The following is a 20,454-nucleotide window of genomic DNA, read 5'->3' on the forward strand; positions in this document are numbered from 1 at the left end:
CAGGCCACTGTCCTGGGCCGTCGCGGTCGGCGAAAGTTGTCGGCATGACCGAGACGATCACCCGTCCAACTCTGTTCGACGCCTTGCACATCGGTGGTCCGACCCTGCGCTTCCGGTACGCGGGCCTGACCTGGCTCACCGACCCGACCTTCGACGAGCCGGGCGACTACCCGGGCCCGATCACTCTGCACAAGCTCAGCGGTCCCGCCGTGCCGGTCGAGGCGATCGGCACGATCGATGTCGTGCTGCTCTCGCACGATCAGCACGCCGACAACCTCGACACCGCGGGCCGTGCGTTGCTGGCTCAGGTCGACACCGTGCTCTCGACGCCCGATGCCGCGGGCCGGATCGACGGTGTGCGCGGCCTGGTCCCCTGGGAGACCGTCACCGTCGGCGCTGTCGAGGTCACCGCGGTGCCCGCGCTGCACGGGCCCGAGGGCTGCGAGCCGCTCAGCGGCGTGGTCACCGGTTTCGTGCTGCGGGCCGAGGGCGAGCCGACGGTCTACGTTTCCGGTGACAACGCGTCGGTGGAATTGGTCGAGCGGATCGTGGAGCGGATCGGGCGGATCGACGTCGCGGTACTCAATATCGGCGCCGCCAATGTCGGCCGGTTCGGCGACAGCGACGTCACCCTGAATGCCCGCACCGCCGTCCAGGCCGCCGCCGTGCTCGGTGACGCGGTCGTCGTCGCGGTGCACGCGGAGGGCTGGGGCCACTTCAGCGAATCGCTGGATTACCTCGAGCGCACGTTCGCCTACGCCGATCGCACTGGGCAGCTTCGCATTCCGGTGCGGGGTGAAGTGTTCGCGGTCTGAGCACGGAATTCGATCACCCGCGTCCGAGCCACCGGGCGCGGGTTTCCCTGACTGCAGGAGATGAGTTGCTGAAGAAGCGAATGAGTGGCCGGTCGCGCACGCTGGTTCGGGTGCTGCCGGCCCTGGTCGCGCTGGCGCTGGCGCTGACCGCGTGTTCGTCGAACGGGTCGGGTTCGGGTCAGCCGGGGTCGAGTTCGGTGTCCAAGACCTCGGCCACCACGACGCCCGCGACGAGTGCGGTGACGCCGTCGGCGAATCCGGGTGGAACGCCCGATGGCGGCGGCTCAGTGCCGGGCAACGGCGGTTCGGCGCCGGAGTCGTCGTGGTACCACTCGCCCACGCAGGCGCCGGAGTCGTCGTGGTACCACTCGCCGACGCAGGAGCCGCCGCCGGGATACAACTGCGTGCCTGGTCCGGATTGCGGCACGGACAGCTGCGGACACAACGAATGCGGATTACCGCCGGGCCACACCTGCATGCCCGGCCCGGATTGCGGCACCGACAACTGCGGCCCAGGCCAGTGCGGCGAAACACCGCCGACGACCACCGTCGCGCCGCCGTCCACGACACAGCCGGTGACGACCACACCGGCGGCCACCTCCGCCCCGCCGCCCGCGACGACGACGACCGGCGCCGCTCCCGCGGCGGCATCGGTGACGTCGTCACCGTGAACCTGGCTCCGACACGCGATGTTCCAACCAGCTGACTCCCGTCGGCGGGAGTCCTAAGCTGGCGCAATGACGGGAACAGGCGGAACGGTCGGTGTGCCGGCGGAGGTCAAACCGCAGGAGTTCCGGGTGGCGCTCACCCCGGCGGGCGCCACCGAACTGGCCGCGCACGGGCATGAGGTGCTCGTGCAGGCCGGTGCCGGAACAGGTTCGGGCTTCGGCGACGAGGACTATCTCGCCGCCGGTGCCAGGATCGTGTCCGACGCCGAGGCGGTCTGGGCCGAGGCCGGGCTGATCCTGAAGGTGAAAGAGCCCATCGCGCAGGAGTATTCGCGGATGCGGCAAGACCAGGTGCTGTTCACCTATCTGCACCTGGCCGCGTCGAAGGAATGCACCGACGCGATCCTGGACTCCGGGATCACCGCGATCGCCTATGAAACGGTGCGGGCCGCGGACGGTTCGCTGCCGCTGCTCGCGCCGATGAGCGAGGTCGCGGGCAAGCTCGGCACCCAGGTGGGCGCCTATCACCTGATGGCGCCGATGGGCGGGGAGGGCATGCTGCTCGGCGGGGTGCCCGGCGTGCGCCCTGCCGCTGTGGTGGTGCTCGGCGGCGGCGTCGCGGGGGCCAACGCGGCGACCGTCGCGGTCGGGATGGGTGCCAGGGTGAGCGTCCTCGATACCAATCTGGCGCGGTTGCGCGAGCTCGACGCGCGCTTCGCCGGCCGGGTCGGCACCCTCGCCTCACACGCGCTGGAGATCGAAAAGGCCGTGCTCGCCGCGGATCTGGTGATCGGGTCGGTGCTGGTGCCCGGCGCCAAGGCACCCAAGCTGGTCTCCGACGAGCTCGTCGCGGGGATGCGTCCCGGCTCGGTGCTCGTCGACATCGCCGTCGACCAGGGCGGCTGCTTCGCCTCCACCCGGCCGACGACGCACGCCGATCCCACCTTCCCCGTGGCGAATTCGCTGTTCTACTGCGTCGCGAACATGCCGGGTGCGGTGCCGCACACCTCCACCGTTGCCCTCACCAACGCCACCCTGCCGTTCGCGATCGCGATCGCCGACAAGGGCTGGCGTGGTGCCTGCACCGCCGATCCCGGACTGGCTGCCGGGCTCACGGCCGTCGACGGAAAGCTGCTGTCGTCGGAAGTGGCCGCGGCACACGGATATTCGCTCGGCGTCTGAGCCCTACTCGCCCGCGCCCAGGTACCAGTCCGGTGCGCCCTCGGTCGGCAGGTCGTGCAGCTTGTCGGGGTTGCGGACGATATTGATCGCGACGATGCGGCCCGCGTCGATGACGAACGAGAAGACGCCGGTATTGGCGCCGTCGAACACCACCAGGCCGGGCACGCCGTTGACCAGGACCGCCCGGCCCCACGCCCCGGCCGCCGACGGCGCGTGGTACCAACCGAGCAGCGCCTTGGCGATGAGCTCGGCACCGTGCAGCGGCTGGCGGATGGCGGGCACCTTGCCGCCGCCGTCGGCGGTGAGCACCACGTTCTCGTCGAGGACGCCGAGCAGCGAGCTCAGATCACCCGAGCGCCAGGCCAGGGAGAAGGCCGAGACGACCTTCTCCTGTTCGGCGGGCGAGGCAGGGAAGCGCGGGGTGCCGGACTCCACGTGCTTGCGGGCGCGGGAGGCGAGCTGACGGACGGCGGCCGGGGTGCGGCCGACGACCTCGGCGACCTCGGGGCCGGTCATGCCGAACACGTCCTGCAAGACGAAAGCCGTTCGCTCGGCGGGGGACAGCGATTCCAGCACGACCAGCAGGGCGGTGGTGACCCGTTCGTCCTGGGAGATCCGGTCGGCCGGGTCGTCCCAGGTGGTGACCTCGGGCTCCGGTAGCCATTCGCCGACATACTGCTCGCGGCGGGCGCGCGCCGAACCGAGCTGATCGAGGGCCAGCCGACCGGTGACGGTGGTCAGCCAGGCGCGCAGATTGTCGATCTCGCCCGCCTTGCCCGCCTCGTGGTGGCGCTGCAGGCGCAGCCACGCGTCCTGCACCACGTCCTCGGCGTCGGTGAGGCTGCCGAGCGTGCTGTAGGCGAGCCGGCGCAGGTAGGGGCGGTGCTCCTCGAAACGGCGGGCCAGTTCGCCCTGGTCGAGCTGCTGGGGTGCGTCGGTCATCGTTGTTCGCCGTTCGGTCGTCTGGCCCGGTCTGGGCGAGTGTATGAGTGTGGTCGCAGAGATGACGAACCAGCGGGGACGGGTGTGACATTCCCGCTGTCGGCTACCCTCGGCCGGGTGCAGAAGGGGACATCGACCGCGGTCGGGCTGATGCTGGGATTCGCGCTCGATCGAGTGTTGGCCGATCCGCGTCGTTGGCATCCGGTAGCCGGATTCGGCTCGGCGGCAGCGGCTTTGGAACAGATGACCTATGCCGACGATCGGCGTGCCGGTGTGGTGCACGAGGTGGTCGCGGTGGGTTCGGTCGTCGGGATCGGGGTGCTGGCCGCGCGCGGCGGTGTGCTCGCCACCGCGCTGGCCACGTGGACCGCGCTCGGTGGACGCAGCCTGGCGCGCGCCGGGCAGGCGATGGCCGAGCGGCTCGACGCCGGGGACATCGACGGGGCCCGGGAGCTGCTGCCCTCGCTGTGCGGGCGTGACCCGTCGGTGCTGGACGCGGACGGGCTGGCCAGGGCGGCGCTGGAATCGGTCGCCGAGAACACCGCCGATGCGACCGTCGCGCCGCTGCTGTGGGGTGCTGTCGCCGGGGTGCCGGGGCTGCTCGGGTACCGGGCCGTCAACACGCTCGACGCGATGGTCGGCTACCGCAACGAGCGGTACCTGCGGTTCGGGTGGGCTGCCGCGCGGACCGACGATCTGGCGAATGTCGTTCCCGCCAGGGTCACCGGACTGATCACGGCCGCACTCGCGCCGCTGGTCGGCGGCACGCCTGCTGCCGCGTGGCGAGCCTGGCGGCGGGATGCGGCCAAGCATCCGAGTCCGAATGCCGGGGTCGTGGAAGCGTCCATGGCCGGTGCCCTCGGCGTCCGGCTCGGTGGCCGGACCCAGTACCGGCACGGTGCCGAACTCCGGCCGACGCTGGGCGACGGGCCCGCACCGACCACGGCCGATCTGCGCCGGGCAGTTCGCATGTCCGAGGCGGTGCAGGTGGGCGCGCTAATGGTGTCGGTGGTGGTTGCGGGGGTGCTCCGGCGGCGGTGAGGTGGGCTTCGCGGCTACTGAAGTGGCAGTGAAGATGCGGCTGGGACTTGGTGTTCGGTAGTCCCAGCACGGTGTGCGCTGTGTTTTGGCGCGCTGGCGCGAACCGGCTGCTGCGCGACCGGACCCTCCTCGGGGTCGGGTCGTGCGGGGCTGGGAGTGCGGGAGGTCGCGACTTCGGGCTAGGTAGATAGAGCGGTCACCCTGTGCCCGAATCGAGCCCGATTGCCCGGGTTGTCTCAGCGGTTGCGGCCATAACGGTCGGCCAGGCGGGCTTCGGTGGTTGGTGCGGCCGGGGTATCGGACTCGGCGGTCGGTGTGGCGGTGACGTCGGCGTGCGTCGAGGCTTCCGCGCGGTCGCGGCGGCGGGCGCGGAGTTCGGCGACGACGAAGTAGCCGAGGCCGAGGGGGGCCATGATGCCGAAGGCCAGCCATTGGAGGCCGTAGGAGAGGTAGGGGCCCGCGTCGAGTTGGGGGAGGGGGCTGGGTGTGAAGGCGCCGGGCTGGCCCTCGGCCAGTTGCAGGTAGCCGCCTTTGTCCGTGCCGGTGGGGATGGGGGTGAGTGGGGTGCCGAGGACGAGGGATTCCTGGGCGGTGTCGACCGTGTAGACCTGGCGGTAGCCGTCCTGGGTGCTCGGCGGCTTGTCCGCGACCACGCCCTCGGAGGCGCGCACGCGGGCTTCGAGGCGCTGGGGGCCGGTTGGGGGAGCTGCGATGGCCGGGGGACGGGTGCCGTCGACGGCGGCGACCAGGCCGCGGTCGACGAGCAGGGTGCGGCCGTCGTCCAGGCGGAAGGCGTCGAGGACGGCGTAGCCGGGGGCGCCGTCGAGATGCCGCAGGCGCACCAGAACGGTCGATTCAGGGACGTACGCGCCGCTCGCGGTGACCTTGCGCCATTCGGTGTGCGCGGCCGGGTCGCCGTCGAGGACGCTGACCACGTCCACCGGGTCGGCCTGCACGGAGTCGGCGATCAGCTGGTTGCGGTGCTCGGTGCTGGTGTTCTTGCCCAGCTGCCACGGCGCGAGGACGGTGAAGCACAGGTAGGCGAACGCCGCGACGATCACGGCGAGGATGAGCCAGCTCGGGCGCAGCAGGAACGTGAGTTTGCGCATCAGCGTCGCGCGTCGGCGGGAGTGCGGGCGTCGAGTTCGGCGCGCACCCAGTCGAGCAGGCCGGGGACGGCGGCTTCGATCTGATCGCGGACCAGCTCGAAGTCGGACTGGTCGCCGTAGTACGGGTCGGGCACGTCGCGGCCGTCGGCGGCGGGGTCGAAGCTGCGCAGCAGCCTGCGCTGTTCGGTGGGCACGCCGCGGTGGGCCAGCTCCCGGTCGTGCCCGGTGTCCAGGGCGACGATCAGATCGGCGTCACGATGCTCGGGACCGAAGGTGGCCGCGATGTGGTCGGTGGGGTAGCCGGCGTGGCGCAGCGTCGTCTCGGTACGCGGATCGGCCGGATCGCCGACATGCCACGATCCGGTGCCCGCGCTGGTCACCCGTACCCGGTTCGCGAGACCGGCACGGTACAGATGCGCCTCGAACATCTTCGCCGCCATCGGCGAGCGGCAGATGTTTCCTGTGCAGATGAATGACACGTGCAGCTGTCCCACGGAGCCATTCTCGCCCGAGCCGCCGAATTGCCGCCACGTAGGGTGTTCAACTGTGTTCCAGGACTCCGTCGACCCCGCGATGCTTCGCCACCACGGCGACGTCGAGGCGCGCCCTGGGATGCTCGATTTCGCGGTGAACGTCCGCGGCGTCGCCCCGCCCGCCTGGCTGCGCGATCGCCTCGCCGCCCGCCTGGACGACCTCGGCCGCTACCCGAGCGCTGAGGACGAAGCCGCCGCCCGCGCCGCCGTCGCCGCCCGCCACGGCCGCACCCCCGACGAGGTGCTGCTGCTGGCAGGCGCCGCCGAAGGGTTCGCCATGCTGCCCCGCCTGGCCCCACGCCTGGCCGCGGTCATCCACCCGTCCTTCACCGAGCCCGAACTGGCACTGCGTGAAGCGGGCATCCAGGTGACGCGGGTGATCCTGGAACGCCCGTACACACTCGACCCCGCGCTGGTCCCCGAAGACGCCGATCTCGTCGTCCTCGGCAACCCCACCAACCCCACCTCGGTCCTGCACCCCGCCGCCACCATCCAGGCGTTGCGGCGGCCGGGTCGCCTCGTCGTCGTCGACGAAGCCTTCGCCGACGCGGTCATGCCGGACCCCGCCGAGCTCACAGTGCAGGCCGAGCCGGAGTCGCTGGCCGCGCTGTCCGCACCCGACGTGCTCGTGCTCCGCAGCCTCACCAAGACGTGGGCGCTGGCCGGACTGCGTTGCGGCTATGCCCTCGGCGCTCCCGAGGTGCTGGCCCGGCTCGCCCACGGTCGTCCGCACTGGCCGCTGGGCACCCTCCAGCTCGAGGCGATCGTCGCCACCGCCGCACCGTCGGCTGTCGTCGAGTCCCACCACGACGCCCGCCTGATCGCTGCCGAGCGCGCCGCCATGATCGACCGCCTCACCGCCCTCGGCATCGATGTCCACACCCCGGCGTCGGGCCCCTTCCTCCTCCTCCGCGTCCCCGACGGCGAACTGGTGCGCAAGCGCCTGGCCGACCGCGGCATCGCCGTCCGTCGCGCCGACACCTTCCCCGGTCTGAGCCCCGACCACCTGCGCGTGGCTGTGCGCGGCACGGCCGAAGTCGATCGGCTGATCGACGGTCTGCGAGCCGTGCTGTGGTGAGCACGGCCGGATGTCCGGCATCGCCAGGCTCGGCGATGGGGCACAGGGCCGGTGTCTCCGCTCGTCGAGCGGGCGGTAAAAAGCGTTGTGGTGCAAGGTGATCCCGTCACCACGACGGTGACGGGTATGTCAACGGAACGAAGGAGGCGGCGGTGACCGACCTGGCCGAACTGATCGGGGTGCTCGACGCGGCGTATCCGCCGAGGCTGGCCGAATCGTGGGATTCGGTCGGGCTCGTGTGCGGTGAGCCGGCGCAGGAAGTCACCAAGGTGGTGTTCGCGGTCGACGCCACCGCTGCCGTGGTCGACGAGGCGATCGAGTGGGGCGCACAGGCTTTGGTCGTGCACCACCCGTTGCTGCTGCGCGGGGTCGACACCGTCGCCGCCGATACCCCCAAAGGCGCTCTGCTGCACCGGTTGATCCGCTCCGGTTGCGCTCTGTTCTCCGCGCACACCAACGCCGACTCCGCCGATCCCGGTGTCTCCGACGCGCTGGCCGCCGCCGTCGGCCTCACGGTCACCGGTCCGCTGGATCCCAAACCGGTTGCCTCCGTGGACAAATGGGTGATCCAGGTCCCGCAGACGCACACCGCCTCGCTCATGTCGGCGTTGTTCACCGCGGGCGCCGGCGCGATCGGCAACTACCGCGAAGCCGCCTGGTACACCGCGGGCACCGGCCAGTTCCGGCCGCTGCCCGGCGCGAATCCGGCGCTCGGTGTGGTCGGCACGGTGCAGACGGTCACCGAGGACGCCGTCGAGGTGGTCGCGGCGCCGACCTCGCGCCTCGCGGTCCTGGCGGCCCTGCGCGCGGCCCACCCGTACGAGGAACCCGCGTACCACGTCACCGAACGCGCACCGCTGCCGTCCTCGCTCGGCATCGGCCGCATCGGTGAACTCCCCGAGCCCGAAACCCTGCGCGAATTCACCGCGCGCGTCGGTGTCGGCCTGCCGCGCACCGTCTGGGGTGTCCGCGCCGCGGGCGACCCCGACCGCGTCATCCAGCGGGTGGCCGTCTGCGGCGGTGCGGGCGACTCCTACCTGAACGTGGCCATCCGCGCGGGCGTCGACGCCTACCTCACCTCCGACCTGCGCCACCACCCCGTCGACGAACACCTCCGCCGCGGCGGCCCCGCCCTCGTCGACGCCGCCCACTGGGCCACCGAGTTCCCGTGGTGCGGTCAGGCCGAGCGGATCGTCCGCACCGCCCTGCCCGGCCTGACCACCCGGGTATCCGCCCTGCGCACCGACCCGTGGACGGTCACCGGCTGACCCACGCCTACATCGACCGACCGCGCCACAGCCGGGTGCGCGGACAGCCCGGCAGCAGTCCTCGGGTCATGGCGTGCGCACCCCCCGCGGCGCGGTACGGTTGACCAACCCATCCGTCCACTGTGTTCAGGAGTTCGTGCGCGTTGAATGTCGAACCGTCGGTCCAGTCCAAGCTGCTGCAGCTCGCCACTGTCGATGCCGAGTTGACGCGGATCGCGCACCGCAGGGGCGCGCTGCCCGAGCAGCAGGAGGTGGCACGCCTGGCGGCCGAGCGCAACGGCTACAAGGACGCGGCCGTCGCGGTGGAGATCGGCATCGACGATCTGGATCGCGACATCCGCAAGCTCGAGGGTGAGGTCGACGCCGTCCGCAAGCGCGAGGACCGCGACCGCGGCATGCTCACCGCGGGCACCGTCGCCGCCAAGCAGCTCTCCGAGATCCAGCACGAACTGGGCAGCCTGGAGCGTCGCCGCTCGGTGCTCGAGGACGAGCTGCTGACCGTGATGGAGCAGCGCGAAGCCATGGCCGCCGACCACGATCACGCGGGCGCGCGCCTGAGCAAGGCCGATCAGGACCTGGCCGACGCCGAGCGCCTGCGCGACGAGGCGCTGGCCGATCTCGACGTGGCGCAGCAGCGTTGCGAGAAGGACCGCGACGGGCTGATCGGCCTGTTCCCCGACGAACTGCTCGCTGTCTATGACAAGCAGCGTTCGGCGCACGGCGTCGGCGCCGCGCTGCTGCAGGCCCGCCGCTGCGGCGCGTGCCGGATCGAGATCGATCGCGGCGAGATGCAGCGCATCGCCAAGGCCGCGCCCGATGCCGTGGTCCGCTGCCCCGAATGCGGCGCGATCATGGTGCGTACCAAGGAATCGGGGCTGTGATCGGATCGGTGCGCCGATGAGCGTGCACGAGGTGATCGTCGAAGCCGACGGTGGCTCGCGGGGCAATCCGGGCCCGGCCGGATACGGCGCCGTGGTCTTCGCCGCCGATCACGTGCGGGTGCTCGCCGAGCGCAAGGAGTACATCGGCGTCGCCACCAACAATGTGGCCGAATACCGCGGTCTCATCGCCGGTTTGGCGGCTGCGGCCGAGCTGGGTGCGCGGGTGGTCGCGGTGCGGATGGACTCCAAACTCGTCGTCGAGCAGATGGCGGGACGCTGGAAGGTCAAGCACCCGTCGATGATTCCGCTCGCCGAACAAGCGCGGGCGCTCGTCGCCGGGTTCGACAAGGTGAGCTTCACCTGGATTCCGCGCGCGGAGAACTCGTATGCCGACCGGCTGGCGAACGAGGCGATGGACGACGGCGACATCGTCGGCACCGTCCGCGAGGCCGTCTCCGCCGGGCACACCCCGGGCGACCAGGTGGCCGTGCCCGCTGCCAGGACGAGCGAGCCGGCCCATACCGACCGGGTGACCAGCGCGGCAGAGCCCCCGGCTGACCCGGCACTCGATGGCGAAACCACTCCGGCACAGCGGGTTTCGACCAACGCTCCCGGCTGGACCGGCGCGCTCGGCAGGCCGACGAGGCTGTTGTTGCTGCGCCACGGCCAGACCGCGTTGTCGATCGAGCGCCGCTACTCCGGTCGCGGCAACCCGCCGCTCACCGATCTCGGCCGCCAACAGGCCGAGCGCGCCGCGAAAATGCTTGCCGCCAAAGGTGATATCGCCGCCGTCGTCACCTCGCCGCTGCAGCGCGCCCGTGCCACCGCCGAGGCCGCCGCCGCGGCTCTGGACGTTCCGCTGCGCGTCCTGGACGGCCTCATCGAGACCGATTTCGGCGACTGGGAGGGTCTCACCTTCGCCGAGGCCGCCCAGCGCGATCCGCAACTGCACACCGACTGGCTCGGCGACCCGTCGATTCCCGCCCCCGGCGGCGAGAGCTTCGATCAGGTGCGCGAGCGCATCGAGGGGGTACGCCGGGATCTGGTGGCGCTGTACCCGGGTGAGAACGTCGTCGTTGTCAGCCATGTCACCCCGATCAAGACGCTGCTGCAGCTGGCCCTCGGCGTCGGCCCGTCGCTGCTGTACCGCCTGCACCTGGACCTGGCGTCGCTGTGTATCGCCGAGTTCTATCCCGACGGCGGCGCTTCGGTCCGCCTGGTCAACGACGTTTCCTATTTGAGCTAGCCGCTTGTCGCCGGGGCGCGGTACGGTCGCCCAGGTTCGCGGTCGGCGTAACGACGACGCCCCGGCGCTCGAAAGGTACTCGGGCGTGCGGAATGCCGCGGCCATCGAGAAAGGTACTTGATGAGGTTTCTACGGATGGCGGCGTTCGCGGCGGCCATCGCGGGGGCGCTCACCGCGTCCGCTGGTGCGGGCAGCGTGTCGGCCGAACCGAGCGTGGTGCTCGGCGCGGCCTCGGGCATCGTCTTCGACAACAACTCCGGTTGCTCGCTGACTGCCATCGGCCATGACAACGCGGGCCGCTTGGTCGGCCTCACCGCCGGGCACTGCGCGCCGACGGGAGCGCGGGTCGGCGCCGAGCAGGCGCTGAACGCCGGTGTCATCGGCACCGTCGCCTTCTCCGACGACGGCGACTACCTGGATTTCGCTGTGCTGCAGCTGGATGCGTCGAAGGTAGTGCCGGTCCGCACGGTCGGCCAGACCACCGTCGCCGGCATCGGCGGCCCGCCCGGACCCGGCACCACGGTGTGCTCGGACGGGCGCACCAGCGGCCGCAGCTGCGGCGTGGTGTGGGGTGAGCTCGAAGGCACCTCGATCAACCAGTACTGCTCGCAGCCGGGCGACTCCGGCGGCCCGGTCGTCGTCGGTGACCGCCTGGTCGGCATGAACCAGGGCAGGCTCACCGGCCTCGGCCCGCTGGACTTCGACGTCCCGTGCACCGGCGGCGCCAACCCGATCCACTCGCCCGCCTACTTCCAGCCCATCGGGGTCATCCTCGAGGTGCTGAACCGCGCAGGCGGCGTCGGCGCGGGCTTCCAGCCGATCTGATCCAGCTAGACCTCAGGGGCGTCGCACCGGTATCGGTGCGACGCCCCTGTCGTCGGTTGCCGACCGGCTCCCGCGGCTCAGGGCCCGAATGGAATTCGAGACGCGCCTGCTGCTCGGAACTCGGTCAGGGTGCTGCGGTAGCCATGGTGCGCAGGATGGTGGCGGTGGCGTCGTCGAGGGGATAGAAGAACTCGATGGCCAGTTCCGAGAGGGTGACGTCGGCGGGGGCGCCGAAGGTCGCCATGGTGGAGAACATGGTGAGCGGTCCGAGCGGTGAGCTGATACGGATCGGGACCTGGAAGGGGCCGGTCGGCTCCCGCGGTCCGGGCGAATCGTCGGGGACCGGATAGCCTTTCACTTCGTCGTAGAGGGCCCGCAGGCGTGCGTCGCCGGTCGCGCCGAGCTGACGGAGCAGGCGCTCGAGGAACAGCTCACGGACCTGGTGCAGGTTCCCCAGCCGTCCGGCCAGGCCGTCGGGATGCAGGACCAGCCGGAAGACGTTGGGGCGTGGGCGGAGCAGATGCTCGGGGACGCCCGCCATCAGTACCGGCATCGCGGCATTGCCCGCCACCACGTCCCACCAGCGGTCCACCACCACCGCCGGGTACGGCTCGTGGGCGGCGAGCATCGTGTCGACCGCCGCACGCGCCGGTGACAACGCGGCATCGTCGAGGGTCGACTCGCGGAAGGCGGGCGCGTAGCCGGCGGCCAGCAGCAGCGTATTGCGTTCCCGCAGTGGCACATCGAGCGTTTCGCACAGCCGCAGCACCATCGCCCGGCTCGGCGCGGACCGGCCCGTCTCGAGGTAGGACAGATGCCGCGCCGAGGTATCGGCGGCCAGCGCCAGGTCGAGCTGGCTGAGTTTGCGCCGCTGCCGCCACTCCCGCAGCAACGGCCCGATCCGCGATTCCGTCGCCGTCATCGTCCCAGCGTATCCATCTGGACAATCGTCCGGCCATGACCTCGGAGGTTATTGCTGCGGTGCCACCGCCACCGCACAGTGGGCTGATGACCACTATCACCGCGCCGCACGAGACCGTGCCTGCGCAGGGCCGCCCGATGACCGCAGACGCCGATGCGGCCGCCGTGCGGCAGCTGCTGGCTACCCAGTCCGCCGCCTGGGCTGCCGGTGACGGCACCGCCTTCGCCGCCACCTTCACCGAGGACGCCGATTTCGTCTCCGTGATCGGCGAGTTCATCCAGGGCCGTGCGGAACTGGCGACGGTCATGCAGGAAGGCTTCGACGGCTTCATGCACGGCACCCGGCTCTCGGATCCGGAGCGCACGACCGTGCGATTCCCGGCGGCCGACCTGGCTGTCCTCGTCACCTACGGCGTGAGCGTCCTGCGCCCGGACACGACCGTCCCGCCGACCAGGACAGCGCAGATCCGCACAGCCGTCCGCACCGGCGGCCGCTGGCTGTTCACCTCGTTCCAGAACACCCGCATCGTGCCGCAGTAGCGCCCAGCGCGGCAGTCTCGCGGATCGCCATGTCCGCCTTCCGAACCGGCGACGCCGACAGCCGCGGACTCGTCAGCTGTTCGACGCCCTTCACGGGGAGCTGAGGCCGCGTTCGTGCATGAGCAGCAGGCCATAGGCCGCCACCGCGTGGGGGTCGATGATCTCGCCGCGCAGGATCATCGCCTCGAGCTGTGGGCGGGAGAACCAGGCCATGCGCATGTCCTGCTCCTCGGGTTCGCGCTGGGGCTCGCCGGGAGTGAGGCCGGTGGCGAGGAAGCAGTGACCGCGCTGGCTGCTCGAGGCGGGCGCCGAGGCCATGGTGCCGAGCAACGTCATCCGGTCGGCCCGCAACCCGGTTTCCTCACGCAACTCGTTGTGCGCCAACTCGATCGGCGTCGGGGCCGTGCCCTGCGGCGGAGTGCCGGCGGGGAACTCCCAGCACCGCGTCCCCAGCGGATACCGGTACTGCTCGACCAGATGGAAGCCCTCCCCGTCGAACGGGACGACCATCGCCCAGTCGGCCTTGTCGACCACGGCGTAGATGCCGACGGAACCGTCGGAGCGGCGAATGGTGTCCTCCCGCAGCCGCATCCACGGATTGGTGTAGATCGTGCGCGAGCTGAGCTGTTCCATGGCATCCATGGTGCCCCACCGATCACGGGCGCAGGACGGACACCAGGAAGTCGGTCTGATCGCGCACGACCTGCTCGAACACGTCGTCGAAGTACACGTCGAAGTGGCCGACCGGGTACTGCTTCACCACCGCGTGCTTGGTGCGCTCGGCGGCCTTGCGGGTCGGGGCGGCGGGCGCGATCGAATCGTTCTCGGCGATCGCGTAGAACACCGGCACCTTCAGCGCCTTCGCCCGCCGGCCAGGCCGATCGAACAGGGCCGAGAAGGCCACCCGTGCACCGACTTTCGGCTGATAGGTCGCGCTCTCCTCGGCCAGCCTGCCGAACCCCTCCGGCACGTCGGGCGCGCTCATCAGGGCGGCGGCGCGCTTGCGACCGGCCAACCGGATCCGCACCGGCTTGCGCCGGATCGGGCCGAACAGCAGGTCGACGGTCGCGATCGTGACGACCTTGGTGACGCTGGTCGGTCCTTTCGCCATCGCCGAGGCCCACCCGCTGGTGAACGGCACCTGCGCGACCACCGCGGCCAGATAGTCGTCGTCGGGCGCGACGGACAACACGTGCCCGCCGCCGAACGAGGTGCCCCACAACGCGATCCGGGTCGCGTCGAACCCACGGATACTGCGCCCGTAGGCGATTGCGGCCTTCCAGTCCTGCCGCTGGCGGGCGATGTCGATCACCTGGCGTGGGTCACCCTCACTGTCGCCGAAATGCCGGTAGTCGAACGCCAGCACCCCCATCCCCGCCGCGACGAACCGCCGCGCATACCGATCCAACCCCATTTCGCGGGTTGCCCCCAGCCCGTGTCCCATGATCACCAGCGGGCGCGGCCGGGGCGCACCGTCGGGCAGGTAGAGCCAGGCAGCGCACTGCTGGTCACCCGAGGGGAAACTGACGTCGACACGTTCCATGGCTCGTAACCGTACCGAGTACTCTGTACGAGCGGACGAGTCGGCCGGGCGACCGCGGCGACGAGAACGGGTGCGATGGTGCCGCTGCTCGCTGCCGAGGAAAGTCCGGACTCCACAGAGCAGGGCGGTTGCTAACGGCAACCCGGGGTGACCCGCGGGACAGTGCCACAGAAAACAGACCGCCGCACGCACGTGCGGTAAGGGTGAAACGGTGCGGTAAGAGCGCACCAGCGCCCCGGGTGACCGGGGCGGCTCGGTAAACCCCGCCCGGAGCAAGGTCGAAGGTCGCACCACACGGTGCGGCTGCGCAGGTGTTCGAGGGCTGCTCGCCCGAGCCTGCGGGTGGACCGCTCGAGGCACCCGGCAACGGTGTGTCCAGATGGATGGTCGCCCCCCGGTGCGAACCGGGGACAGGATCCGGCTTACAGGCCGGCTCGTCCGCCTCCGGCGAACACGGCGGCGGTCCCGAAAGGGAACCGCCGCCGCGTCGAGCCGGGAACACCCGTCAGCACATCAGCTTGGCCATCTGGAAGATCGCCTGCGCCTCTTCGGTGGTCGCGGCCGTCGCGCCGTTCTTGGAGTTCTTCACGATCGCGGCGACGACATCGGACTCGGGCTTGCCCGCCTTGATGTCACCGCAGGTCTGGGTCAGCACACCGCTCACCGCGGCGTCGTCGCGGCCCTCGGCCAGCTTCGGGAACGCGTTGCGGTAGCTCACCACGAACATGCCCGCCTTCCCCGAGTCGACCTGCGCGGTCGGGGCGGCGGACGAGGAGGAGCCGGCAGTGGAAGAGGAGTCGTCGCTGCAGCCGGCCAGAAGCAGGGCGAAGACGGTGGCGCTGGCCGCGATGGCGGCGGTAGTTCTACTCACGCAGCGGGATGCTAGCGCCCCAGAAAACACCTCGCCTCCCGTGTGGTTAACGGGAGGAAACGCCGTCACGGCGAAAATGCGCGGGAACTCGCCGGGAACGTGAGCGAGGTCATAGAGTGATCGCCGTCGGCAGGGCTCGACGCCATCGGGCGCGGGCCCTCACATTCGATCGCGGAAGCAGGTCACATTTACATGCGGGTAGTTCGTTCCATTGTCGCCGGTGCACTGATCGCCGGAGCCGCTGCGGTTTTCACCTCGCTGGGTGCCGGATCGGCGAGCGCGGTCGCGGTGACCCCGCTGTCGGGTGGGGTCCAGGTGGACCTCAGCCCGGCCGATACCGCCTGGGTCCACCAGACCCGGTTCGGTCTGACCGTCGCCGGTCTGCCGCACCCGTCGGCGGCCTCGTTCGGCCAGGCGCTCGACGCGGCGGCGGCCGTGTCGTCGTCGGTGCCCAACGGCCGGGTCACCTTCACCGTGTACGGCCCGTTCGACCAGCTCAACGGCACCATGCTGGCACTGCAGTAGTCAGTCGCTAACCTGCCAGGATGGAACTCCATCAGCGGATCGTCTCGGCGCCGGTCGACTTCGGCGCCATCCGTTCCGAATTCGGGCTGGCCTCGGACTATCCTGCCGAGGCCGTCTCGGAGGCCCGCGACGCGGTCGACGCGTTCGCGGGTACCAGGGTCGACCGGACCGACATCGAGTTCGTCACCATCGACCCGCCCAGCGCCATGGATCTGGACCAGGCGCTGCACATCGCACGCACCCCCACCGGCTTCACTCTGCATTACGCGATCACCGACCTCGGCGCCGTGATCGTGCCGGGCGGTGTGCTCGCCCGCGAATCCGAAGCGCGCGGCCAGACCTTCTACCTGCCCGACGGCAACGTCCCCCTGCACCCGACGGTGCTGTCCGAGGGCACCGCCAGCCTGCTACCCGGTGTCGACCGGCCGGCCGCGCTGTGGACCATCGAGCTGGACGACAAGGCTGTCCCGCAGAGCTTCTCGGTGACGCGCGCACTGGTGCGCTCCCGGGAGCGGTTCGATTACGCGCAGGTGCAGGCCGCCGCCGACACCGGAACGCTGCACCCGTCCCTGGTCGCGCTGCCCGAGTTCGGCCGGCTGCGGATCGAGGCGGGACTCGATCAGGGCGCGATCTCGCTGCGTCTGCCCGCCCAGGACGTGGTGCGCCACGGTGACAACTGGCGGCTCGAGCTGGAACCGCGGACCGCCGCGGACGACTGGAACGAGCAGGTCTCGCTGCTCACCGGCATGTGCGCGGCCCGGATCATGCTGGCGCACAACGGCACCCGGATCGGCCTGCTGCGCACCATGCCGCCGCCGGCCGAGAGCGCGATCGCGTCGATGCGACGCACCGCGACGGCCCTCGGCGTCTCCTGGCCGGCCGAGATGCCCGTCGGCCGGCTGCTGGCAGGCCTCGACGCGAACACCCCCGCCGGCCTGGTCCTCATGTCGGAGGCCACGAGCCTGCTGCGCGGCGCCGGCTACACGATGCTCGGCGACCTCGACCAGCCGACCGAGGACCAGTTGACCCACAGCGCGATCGGCGCGCCCTACGCCCACGTGACGGCCCCGCTGCGCCGCCTGGCCGACCGGTTCACCACCGAGGTCTGCCTGGCCCTCTGCGCCGGTACCGAAGTACCGCAGTGGGTGGTCGACGGACTCGGCACCGCGGCGGAAACGCTGCGCCGCACCGACTCTGTCGCCGGCAAAGTGGACCGAGCCTGCGTCGACCTGACCGAGGCGACCGTCCTGGCACCCCGGATCGGCACCGAGTTCTCCGCCCTCGTCCTGCGCGAGGCCAACGGCAGCCGACCCGCCGAAATCTTTGTCGCCGACCCCCCGATCCTCGGCCGATGTGAGGGCAGACCACCGGAAGGCGAACATGTCTCCGTGCGCCTCGCCGTGGCCGACGTCGCCACCCGGACGATCGCCTTCGAATACAACGGCCACGCCGGGCACTGACGAGTCACCCGCGCAGGCGCAGGACCGCGAGCACTCTGCGGTGACGGGTGTCGGAGGGTGGCAGGTCGAGCTTGGTGAAGATATTGCCGATGTGCTTCTCGACCGCGCGCTCGGTGACGGTGATGGCCGCGGCGATCGCGTTGTTCGTCAGGCCCTGGGCCATCAGCTCGAGTACCGCTCGCTCCCGGGGAGTGAGCCTGGCCAACGAGTCCTGCTGTCTGGACGCACCCATCAGCTGCTTCACCACCTCCGGGTCGAGCGCGGTGCCGCCGGTCGCGACGCGGTGCAGCGCGTCGACGAAATCGGCGACATCGGCGACCCGGTCCTTGAGCAGGTAGCCGACCCCACCGGCACCCGCGGCGAGAAGTTCGGTCGCGTACCGGGTTTCGATCCACTGGGAGAAGACGAGAACACCGACATCCGGGTAAGCCCGGCGCAGTTCGATCGCGGCCAGTAGTCCCTCGTCGGTGAACGTGGGTGGCATCCGCACGTCCACCACCGCGACGTCGAGCCGCTGGGCGCCGACCACCTCGCGCAACGACAGCGCGTCACCGACCATCGCCACCACCTCGTGGCCGCGTTCGGTCAGCAGTCCGGCCAGACCGTCCCGCAGGATGGCGCTGTCCTCGGCGATCACGACCCGCAGTGACCGTGGCGCGCTCACTGCGGACCCGCCATCGGCAACACCATGGTCATCACGGTAGGCCCGCCTGCCGGACTGTCGACGGTGAGTGTGCCGTCGACAGCCTGCGCGCGGGCGGCGAGACCGGCCAGCCCGCTGCCGCCCGCCGCGTCGGTGCCGGACGGACGCGCACCACCGATTCCGTTGTCGCGCACGGCGATCGCCAGGGAGCGCGGGCCCTCGGGCGACGCCGTGACGGTAACCTCCGTCGCCCGTGCGTGTTTGACCACGTTGGTGAGCAGTTCGGCGACCGAGAAGTAGGCGATGGCCTCGACCGCGGGGCTCGGCCGGCGCGGCAGGTGCACGCGCAACTCGACCGGCACCGCGCAGCGGGCGGCGAGCGTCTCCAGGGCGGGACCGAGACCGAGTTCGAGTGCGGGCGGGTGGATGCCACGGACCAGTTCGCGCAGCTCGGTCAGCGCCTCCTTGGCGCCGGCGCGGGCCTCGGCGACGAGATCACCGGGATCACCGCCGGTGGCCAGGCGTTCCTCGGCCCGGCCGAGGGCCATCGCGATGGTGACCAGGCGCGCCTGCGTGCCGTCGTGCAGGTCGCGCTCGACCCGGCGCAGCGTCGCGGCGGCATCGTCGACCGCTGCCTTCCGGCTGGCGCGCAGCTCGGCCAGCTGCCGGTCTCGCGGTGTCGCCGCCAGCAAATGGATGATCAGCATCCCGTGCACCCAGCAGACGCCGCGAATCAGCCACGGCAGCGCGAAACACAGCGCGATGCCGATGCCGGACATGGCCAGCGCCCGGGGCCAGGTGTCGACATAGAACGAACCGAACTGCACGAGGCTGTGCCGCTCGATCCCGCTCTCGTCCACCTGGACCGGATCGAACAGCAGCCACGGAATCGGGGAGATCGCGGTGAAGGCGACCATCGCGGTCACGACGAGCACGACGTAGCCGACCACCACGCCCAGCACGGACTGGGCGAGCAGGAACAGCGCGGCACGCCAGCTCACCCGATCGGTGAACGCGCTCTTCAGGAATCCGAGCAGGCCAGGTCCGCGGACGAAGGCCGGTGGCGCCTCGACCCGGACGCCGAGCAATTCCCCGCCCAGCGACCGGTAGATCCGCCCCCACATCCGGCCGCCGAGCAGGATCACCGCCAGCAGCGGGATGCCGACGAGGAAGATCGACGCGTACAGGCCGCCGCCGAAACCGAAGAACAGGTAGCACACGGCCACGCAGCCGAGCACGAACGACAGGATCAGGTAGCCGAGCTCCTTCCAGGTCCTGAGCCGGAAGGGCGCCCGCGCCACGGTGGCGAGCACCCCGCTGCGGTGGCCAGGGTCCGCCCGTCGGCCGTCGATCACCTGGGTCTGCTCGCCGGAACTGCCGATGATCATGGTCGGCTCGGCTGGTGTGTGCGTCATGACTCCCATGGTTGTCGCGACGGCCCGCGTTCTCGATGGAGCTGGCCACCGGGTCGAGGGTGTAGCCGGCTACACCTCACGCACGGCGGCGCCTACTTGACCGAGACGAAGGCGGCCGCGGCAGGGTAGCGGGCCAGGGACCGGCCCGCGGCGGCTTCTTCGGCGTCGGCGAGGAGTTCGTAGAGGGTGGAGTCGGCGCCGGTGGCGGTAGCCGCGGCGCGGATGGCTTCGCGGGATTCGACGGCGTCGCGGTGGTCGCCGAGGACGGTTTGCAGGCGCTTGGCGCGGGTGCCGAGATCGGTGGTGTCGGCGCCGAGGACCTCGCCGGCGGCCTCGCAGGAATAGCGTAAGCGCTTGGCGCCCTTGCGGATATCGTGCAGGATCTCGACTCGATCGGCCGGTGCGGCGGTCGGTTCGGCGAAGACGAGTTTGCGCAGGCGTTTGCGGTCGCGGCGCACGACCTTGTCGAAGACGCGACGGGCCTTCTCGTGCGCCAGATCGGCGGCCAGCGGTGGATCGGTCCGCCAGGCCTGCAGGACCTCGGCCAGGTGGCGGTAGCGCATACCGTCGAGTTCGGTGAGCACCTTCGCGTGCGCGCTGGCGTAGGCGTTCCTGGACGCTCCGACCAGAGCCTCGGTCACCTCGGCGGGAACCGCGCCGTGCCCGGCGAGCAGATCCTCGAACCGCGCGGCGCGAACCTCCGCGTCGCGGGCGGCACCGAGCAGATCGGCCAGCCATTTCAGTTCGGTCACGGTCGCGGTGGCCTGACGGTGGTCGAACAGGTCGCGATAGGAGCGCAGGACGCTGCGCAGCCTGCGCGTGGCCACCCGCATCTGGTGGACCGAGTCGTCGGCGTCGGCGCGCACCTCGGGGTCGGCGGCCAGCAACCGGTCGATGTCCTCGCGGAGCGCCGCGGCAACGGCTTTTCCGGCCTTGCGCGCCATGATG

22 protein-coding genes and 1 other RNA gene are annotated in these 20,454 nt (G+C 70.9%); 12 read left to right on the forward strand and 11 right to left on the reverse strand.

Translation table 11 applies throughout. The features are described from left to right. Positions 1-44 precede the first annotated feature (44 nt). Positions 45-815 carry an MBL fold metallo-hydrolase gene (locus IEY60_RS26655; RefSeq protein WP_189033208.1) on the forward strand — a complete coding sequence of 257 codons (771 nt, stop codon included), beginning with the start codon at positions 45-47 and terminating at the stop codon, positions 813-815. Between the two features lie 178 nt (positions 816-993). Here IEY60_RS26655 and IEY60_RS26660 read toward each other — a convergent pair whose 3' ends face one another. Then, positions 994-1,413 carry a hypothetical protein gene (locus tag IEY60_RS26660; protein ID WP_189033209.1) on the reverse strand — a complete coding sequence of 140 codons (420 nt, stop codon included), beginning with the start codon at positions 1,411-1,413 and terminating at the stop codon, positions 994-996. 139 nt (positions 1,414-1,552) lie between these two features. On the opposite strand from IEY60_RS26660, the gene ald reads away from it, so the two are divergent. Beyond that, positions 1,553-2,665: an alanine dehydrogenase gene (gene ald / locus IEY60_RS26665; protein WP_189033210.1), complete on the forward strand. Its 1,113-nt coding sequence runs from the start codon at positions 1,553-1,555 to the stop codon at positions 2,663-2,665. A 3-nt stretch (positions 2,666-2,668) separates the two neighbouring features. Here ald and sigJ read toward each other — a convergent pair whose 3' ends face one another. After that, positions 2,669-3,607, reverse strand: coding sequence for an RNA polymerase sigma factor SigJ (sigJ, locus tag IEY60_RS26670; RefSeq protein ID WP_189033211.1), 939 nt, complete (start codon positions 3,605-3,607; stop codon positions 2,669-2,671). Between the two features lie 117 nt (positions 3,608-3,724). Between sigJ and IEY60_RS26675 the strand changes: the two genes are divergently transcribed. Then, positions 3,725-4,648 carry a cobalamin biosynthesis protein gene (locus tag IEY60_RS26675; protein WP_189033212.1) on the forward strand — a complete coding sequence of 308 codons (924 nt, stop codon included), beginning with the start codon at positions 3,725-3,727 and terminating at the stop codon, positions 4,646-4,648. 236 nt (positions 4,649-4,884) lie between these two features. Here IEY60_RS26675 and IEY60_RS26680 read toward each other — a convergent pair whose 3' ends face one another. Beyond that, positions 4,885-5,757: an SURF1 family cytochrome oxidase biogenesis protein gene (locus IEY60_RS26680; RefSeq protein ID WP_189033213.1), complete on the reverse strand. Its 873-nt coding sequence runs from the start codon at positions 5,755-5,757 to the stop codon at positions 4,885-4,887. Then, entirely contained in the window at positions 5,757-6,251 is a 495-nt protein-coding gene (locus IEY60_RS26685; RefSeq protein ID WP_189033214.1) for a low molecular weight protein-tyrosine-phosphatase, read from the reverse strand. Before IEY60_RS26685 ends, IEY60_RS26680 begins: the two co-directional genes overlap by 1 nt. 79 nt (positions 6,252-6,330) lie before the next feature. Between IEY60_RS26685 and cobC the strand changes: the two genes are divergently transcribed. The 5 genes from cobC (at position 6,331) to IEY60_RS26710 (ending at position 11,588) form a co-directional block, all read left to right on the forward strand. After that, positions 6,331-7,368 (forward strand): Rv2231c family histidinol phosphate aminotransferase CobC, encoded by a 1,038-nt coding sequence (cobC, locus tag IEY60_RS26690; protein WP_229740166.1) that lies wholly within the window; start codon positions 6,331-6,333, stop codon positions 7,366-7,368. A gap of 152 nt (positions 7,369-7,520) precedes the next feature. After that, positions 7,521-8,636: a Nif3-like dinuclear metal center hexameric protein gene (locus IEY60_RS26695; protein WP_189033216.1), complete on the forward strand. Its 1,116-nt coding sequence runs from the start codon at positions 7,521-7,523 to the stop codon at positions 8,634-8,636. Between the two features lie 143 nt (positions 8,637-8,779). After that, positions 8,780-9,517 carry a zinc ribbon domain-containing protein gene (locus IEY60_RS26700; protein WP_189033217.1) on the forward strand — a complete coding sequence of 246 codons (738 nt, stop codon included), beginning with the start codon at positions 8,780-8,782 and terminating at the stop codon, positions 9,515-9,517. 16 nt (positions 9,518-9,533) lie between these two features. Continuing rightward, positions 9,534-10,763 (forward strand): bifunctional RNase H/acid phosphatase, encoded by a 1,230-nt coding sequence (locus tag IEY60_RS26705; RefSeq protein ID WP_189033218.1) that lies wholly within the window; start codon positions 9,534-9,536, stop codon positions 10,761-10,763. A gap of 120 nt (positions 10,764-10,883) precedes the next feature. Then, positions 10,884-11,588, forward strand: coding sequence for a S1 family peptidase (locus IEY60_RS26710; protein WP_229740135.1), 705 nt, complete (start codon positions 10,884-10,886; stop codon positions 11,586-11,588). Between the two features lie 124 nt (positions 11,589-11,712). Here the strand turns inward: IEY60_RS26710 and IEY60_RS26715 are convergent, their stop codons facing one another. Next, a complete protein-coding gene (locus IEY60_RS26715; RefSeq protein ID WP_189033219.1) occupies positions 11,713-12,510 on the reverse strand; it encodes a helix-turn-helix domain-containing protein in 798 nt (265 codons plus the stop codon). Positions 12,511-12,596: 86 nt separating this feature from the next. On the opposite strand from IEY60_RS26715, the gene IEY60_RS26720 reads away from it, so the two are divergent. Further along, positions 12,597-13,049 carry an SgcJ/EcaC family oxidoreductase gene (locus IEY60_RS26720; RefSeq protein WP_229740136.1) on the forward strand — a complete coding sequence of 151 codons (453 nt, stop codon included), beginning with the start codon at positions 12,597-12,599 and terminating at the stop codon, positions 13,047-13,049. A gap of 90 nt (positions 13,050-13,139) precedes the next feature. On the opposite strand, the gene IEY60_RS26725 is transcribed toward IEY60_RS26720, so the two are convergent. Both IEY60_RS26725 and IEY60_RS26730 read right to left on the reverse strand, forming a co-directional pair. Then, positions 13,140-13,691: an NUDIX domain-containing protein gene (locus IEY60_RS26725; RefSeq protein ID WP_229740137.1), complete on the reverse strand. Its 552-nt coding sequence runs from the start codon at positions 13,689-13,691 to the stop codon at positions 13,140-13,142. Positions 13,692-13,704: 13 nt separating this feature from the next. Beyond that, on the reverse strand, positions 13,705-14,592 hold the full coding sequence (locus IEY60_RS26730; protein WP_189033221.1) for an alpha/beta hydrolase: 888 nt from the start codon (positions 14,590-14,592) through the stop codon (positions 13,705-13,707). 36 nt (positions 14,593-14,628) lie between these two features. Here IEY60_RS26730 and rnpB point away from each other — a divergent pair. Beyond that, positions 14,629-15,033: RNase P RNA component class A (rnpB, locus tag IEY60_RS26735), an RNA gene on the forward strand. A gap of 64 nt (positions 15,034-15,097) precedes the next feature. Here rnpB and IEY60_RS26740 read toward each other — a convergent pair. Continuing rightward, positions 15,098-15,463: a hypothetical protein gene (locus IEY60_RS26740; protein WP_189033222.1), complete on the reverse strand. Its 366-nt coding sequence runs from the start codon at positions 15,461-15,463 to the stop codon at positions 15,098-15,100. A 192-nt stretch (positions 15,464-15,655) separates the two neighbouring features. On the opposite strand from IEY60_RS26740, the gene IEY60_RS26745 reads away from it, so the two are divergent. Together IEY60_RS26745 and IEY60_RS26750 are read left to right on the forward strand one after the other, a co-directional pair. Beyond that, the gene (locus IEY60_RS26745) at positions 15,656-15,988 is read left to right on the forward strand and encodes a hypothetical protein (protein ID WP_189033223.1); all 333 of its coding nucleotides are present in this window, start codon (positions 15,656-15,658) and stop codon (positions 15,986-15,988) included. Positions 15,989-16,008: 20 nt separating this feature from the next. Next, positions 16,009-17,448: an RNB domain-containing ribonuclease gene (locus IEY60_RS26750; protein WP_189033224.1), complete on the forward strand. Its 1,440-nt coding sequence runs from the start codon at positions 16,009-16,011 to the stop codon at positions 17,446-17,448. A 4-nt stretch (positions 17,449-17,452) separates the two neighbouring features. Here IEY60_RS26750 and IEY60_RS26755 read toward each other — a convergent pair whose 3' ends face one another. The 3 genes from IEY60_RS26755 to IEY60_RS26765 form a co-directional block, all read right to left on the reverse strand. Next, on the reverse strand, positions 17,453-18,112 hold the full coding sequence (locus IEY60_RS26755; protein ID WP_229740138.1) for a LuxR C-terminal-related transcriptional regulator: 660 nt from the start codon (positions 18,110-18,112) through the stop codon (positions 17,453-17,455). Then, entirely contained in the window at positions 18,109-19,506 is a 1,398-nt protein-coding gene (locus IEY60_RS26760) for a sensor histidine kinase (RefSeq protein ID WP_189033225.1), read from the reverse strand. The genes IEY60_RS26755 and IEY60_RS26760 overlap by 4 nt, the downstream gene beginning before the upstream one ends. A gap of 92 nt (positions 19,507-19,598) precedes the next feature. Further along, entirely contained in the window at positions 19,599-20,450 is an 852-nt protein-coding gene (locus tag IEY60_RS26765) for a CHAD domain-containing protein (RefSeq protein ID WP_189033226.1), read from the reverse strand. Positions 20,451-20,454: the final 4 nt, after the last annotated feature.

The sequence above is a fragment of the Nocardia rhizosphaerihabitans genome (assembly GCF_014646295.1).
GTDB lineage: Bacteria > Actinomycetota > Actinomycetes > Mycobacteriales > Mycobacteriaceae > Nocardia > Nocardia rhizosphaerihabitans.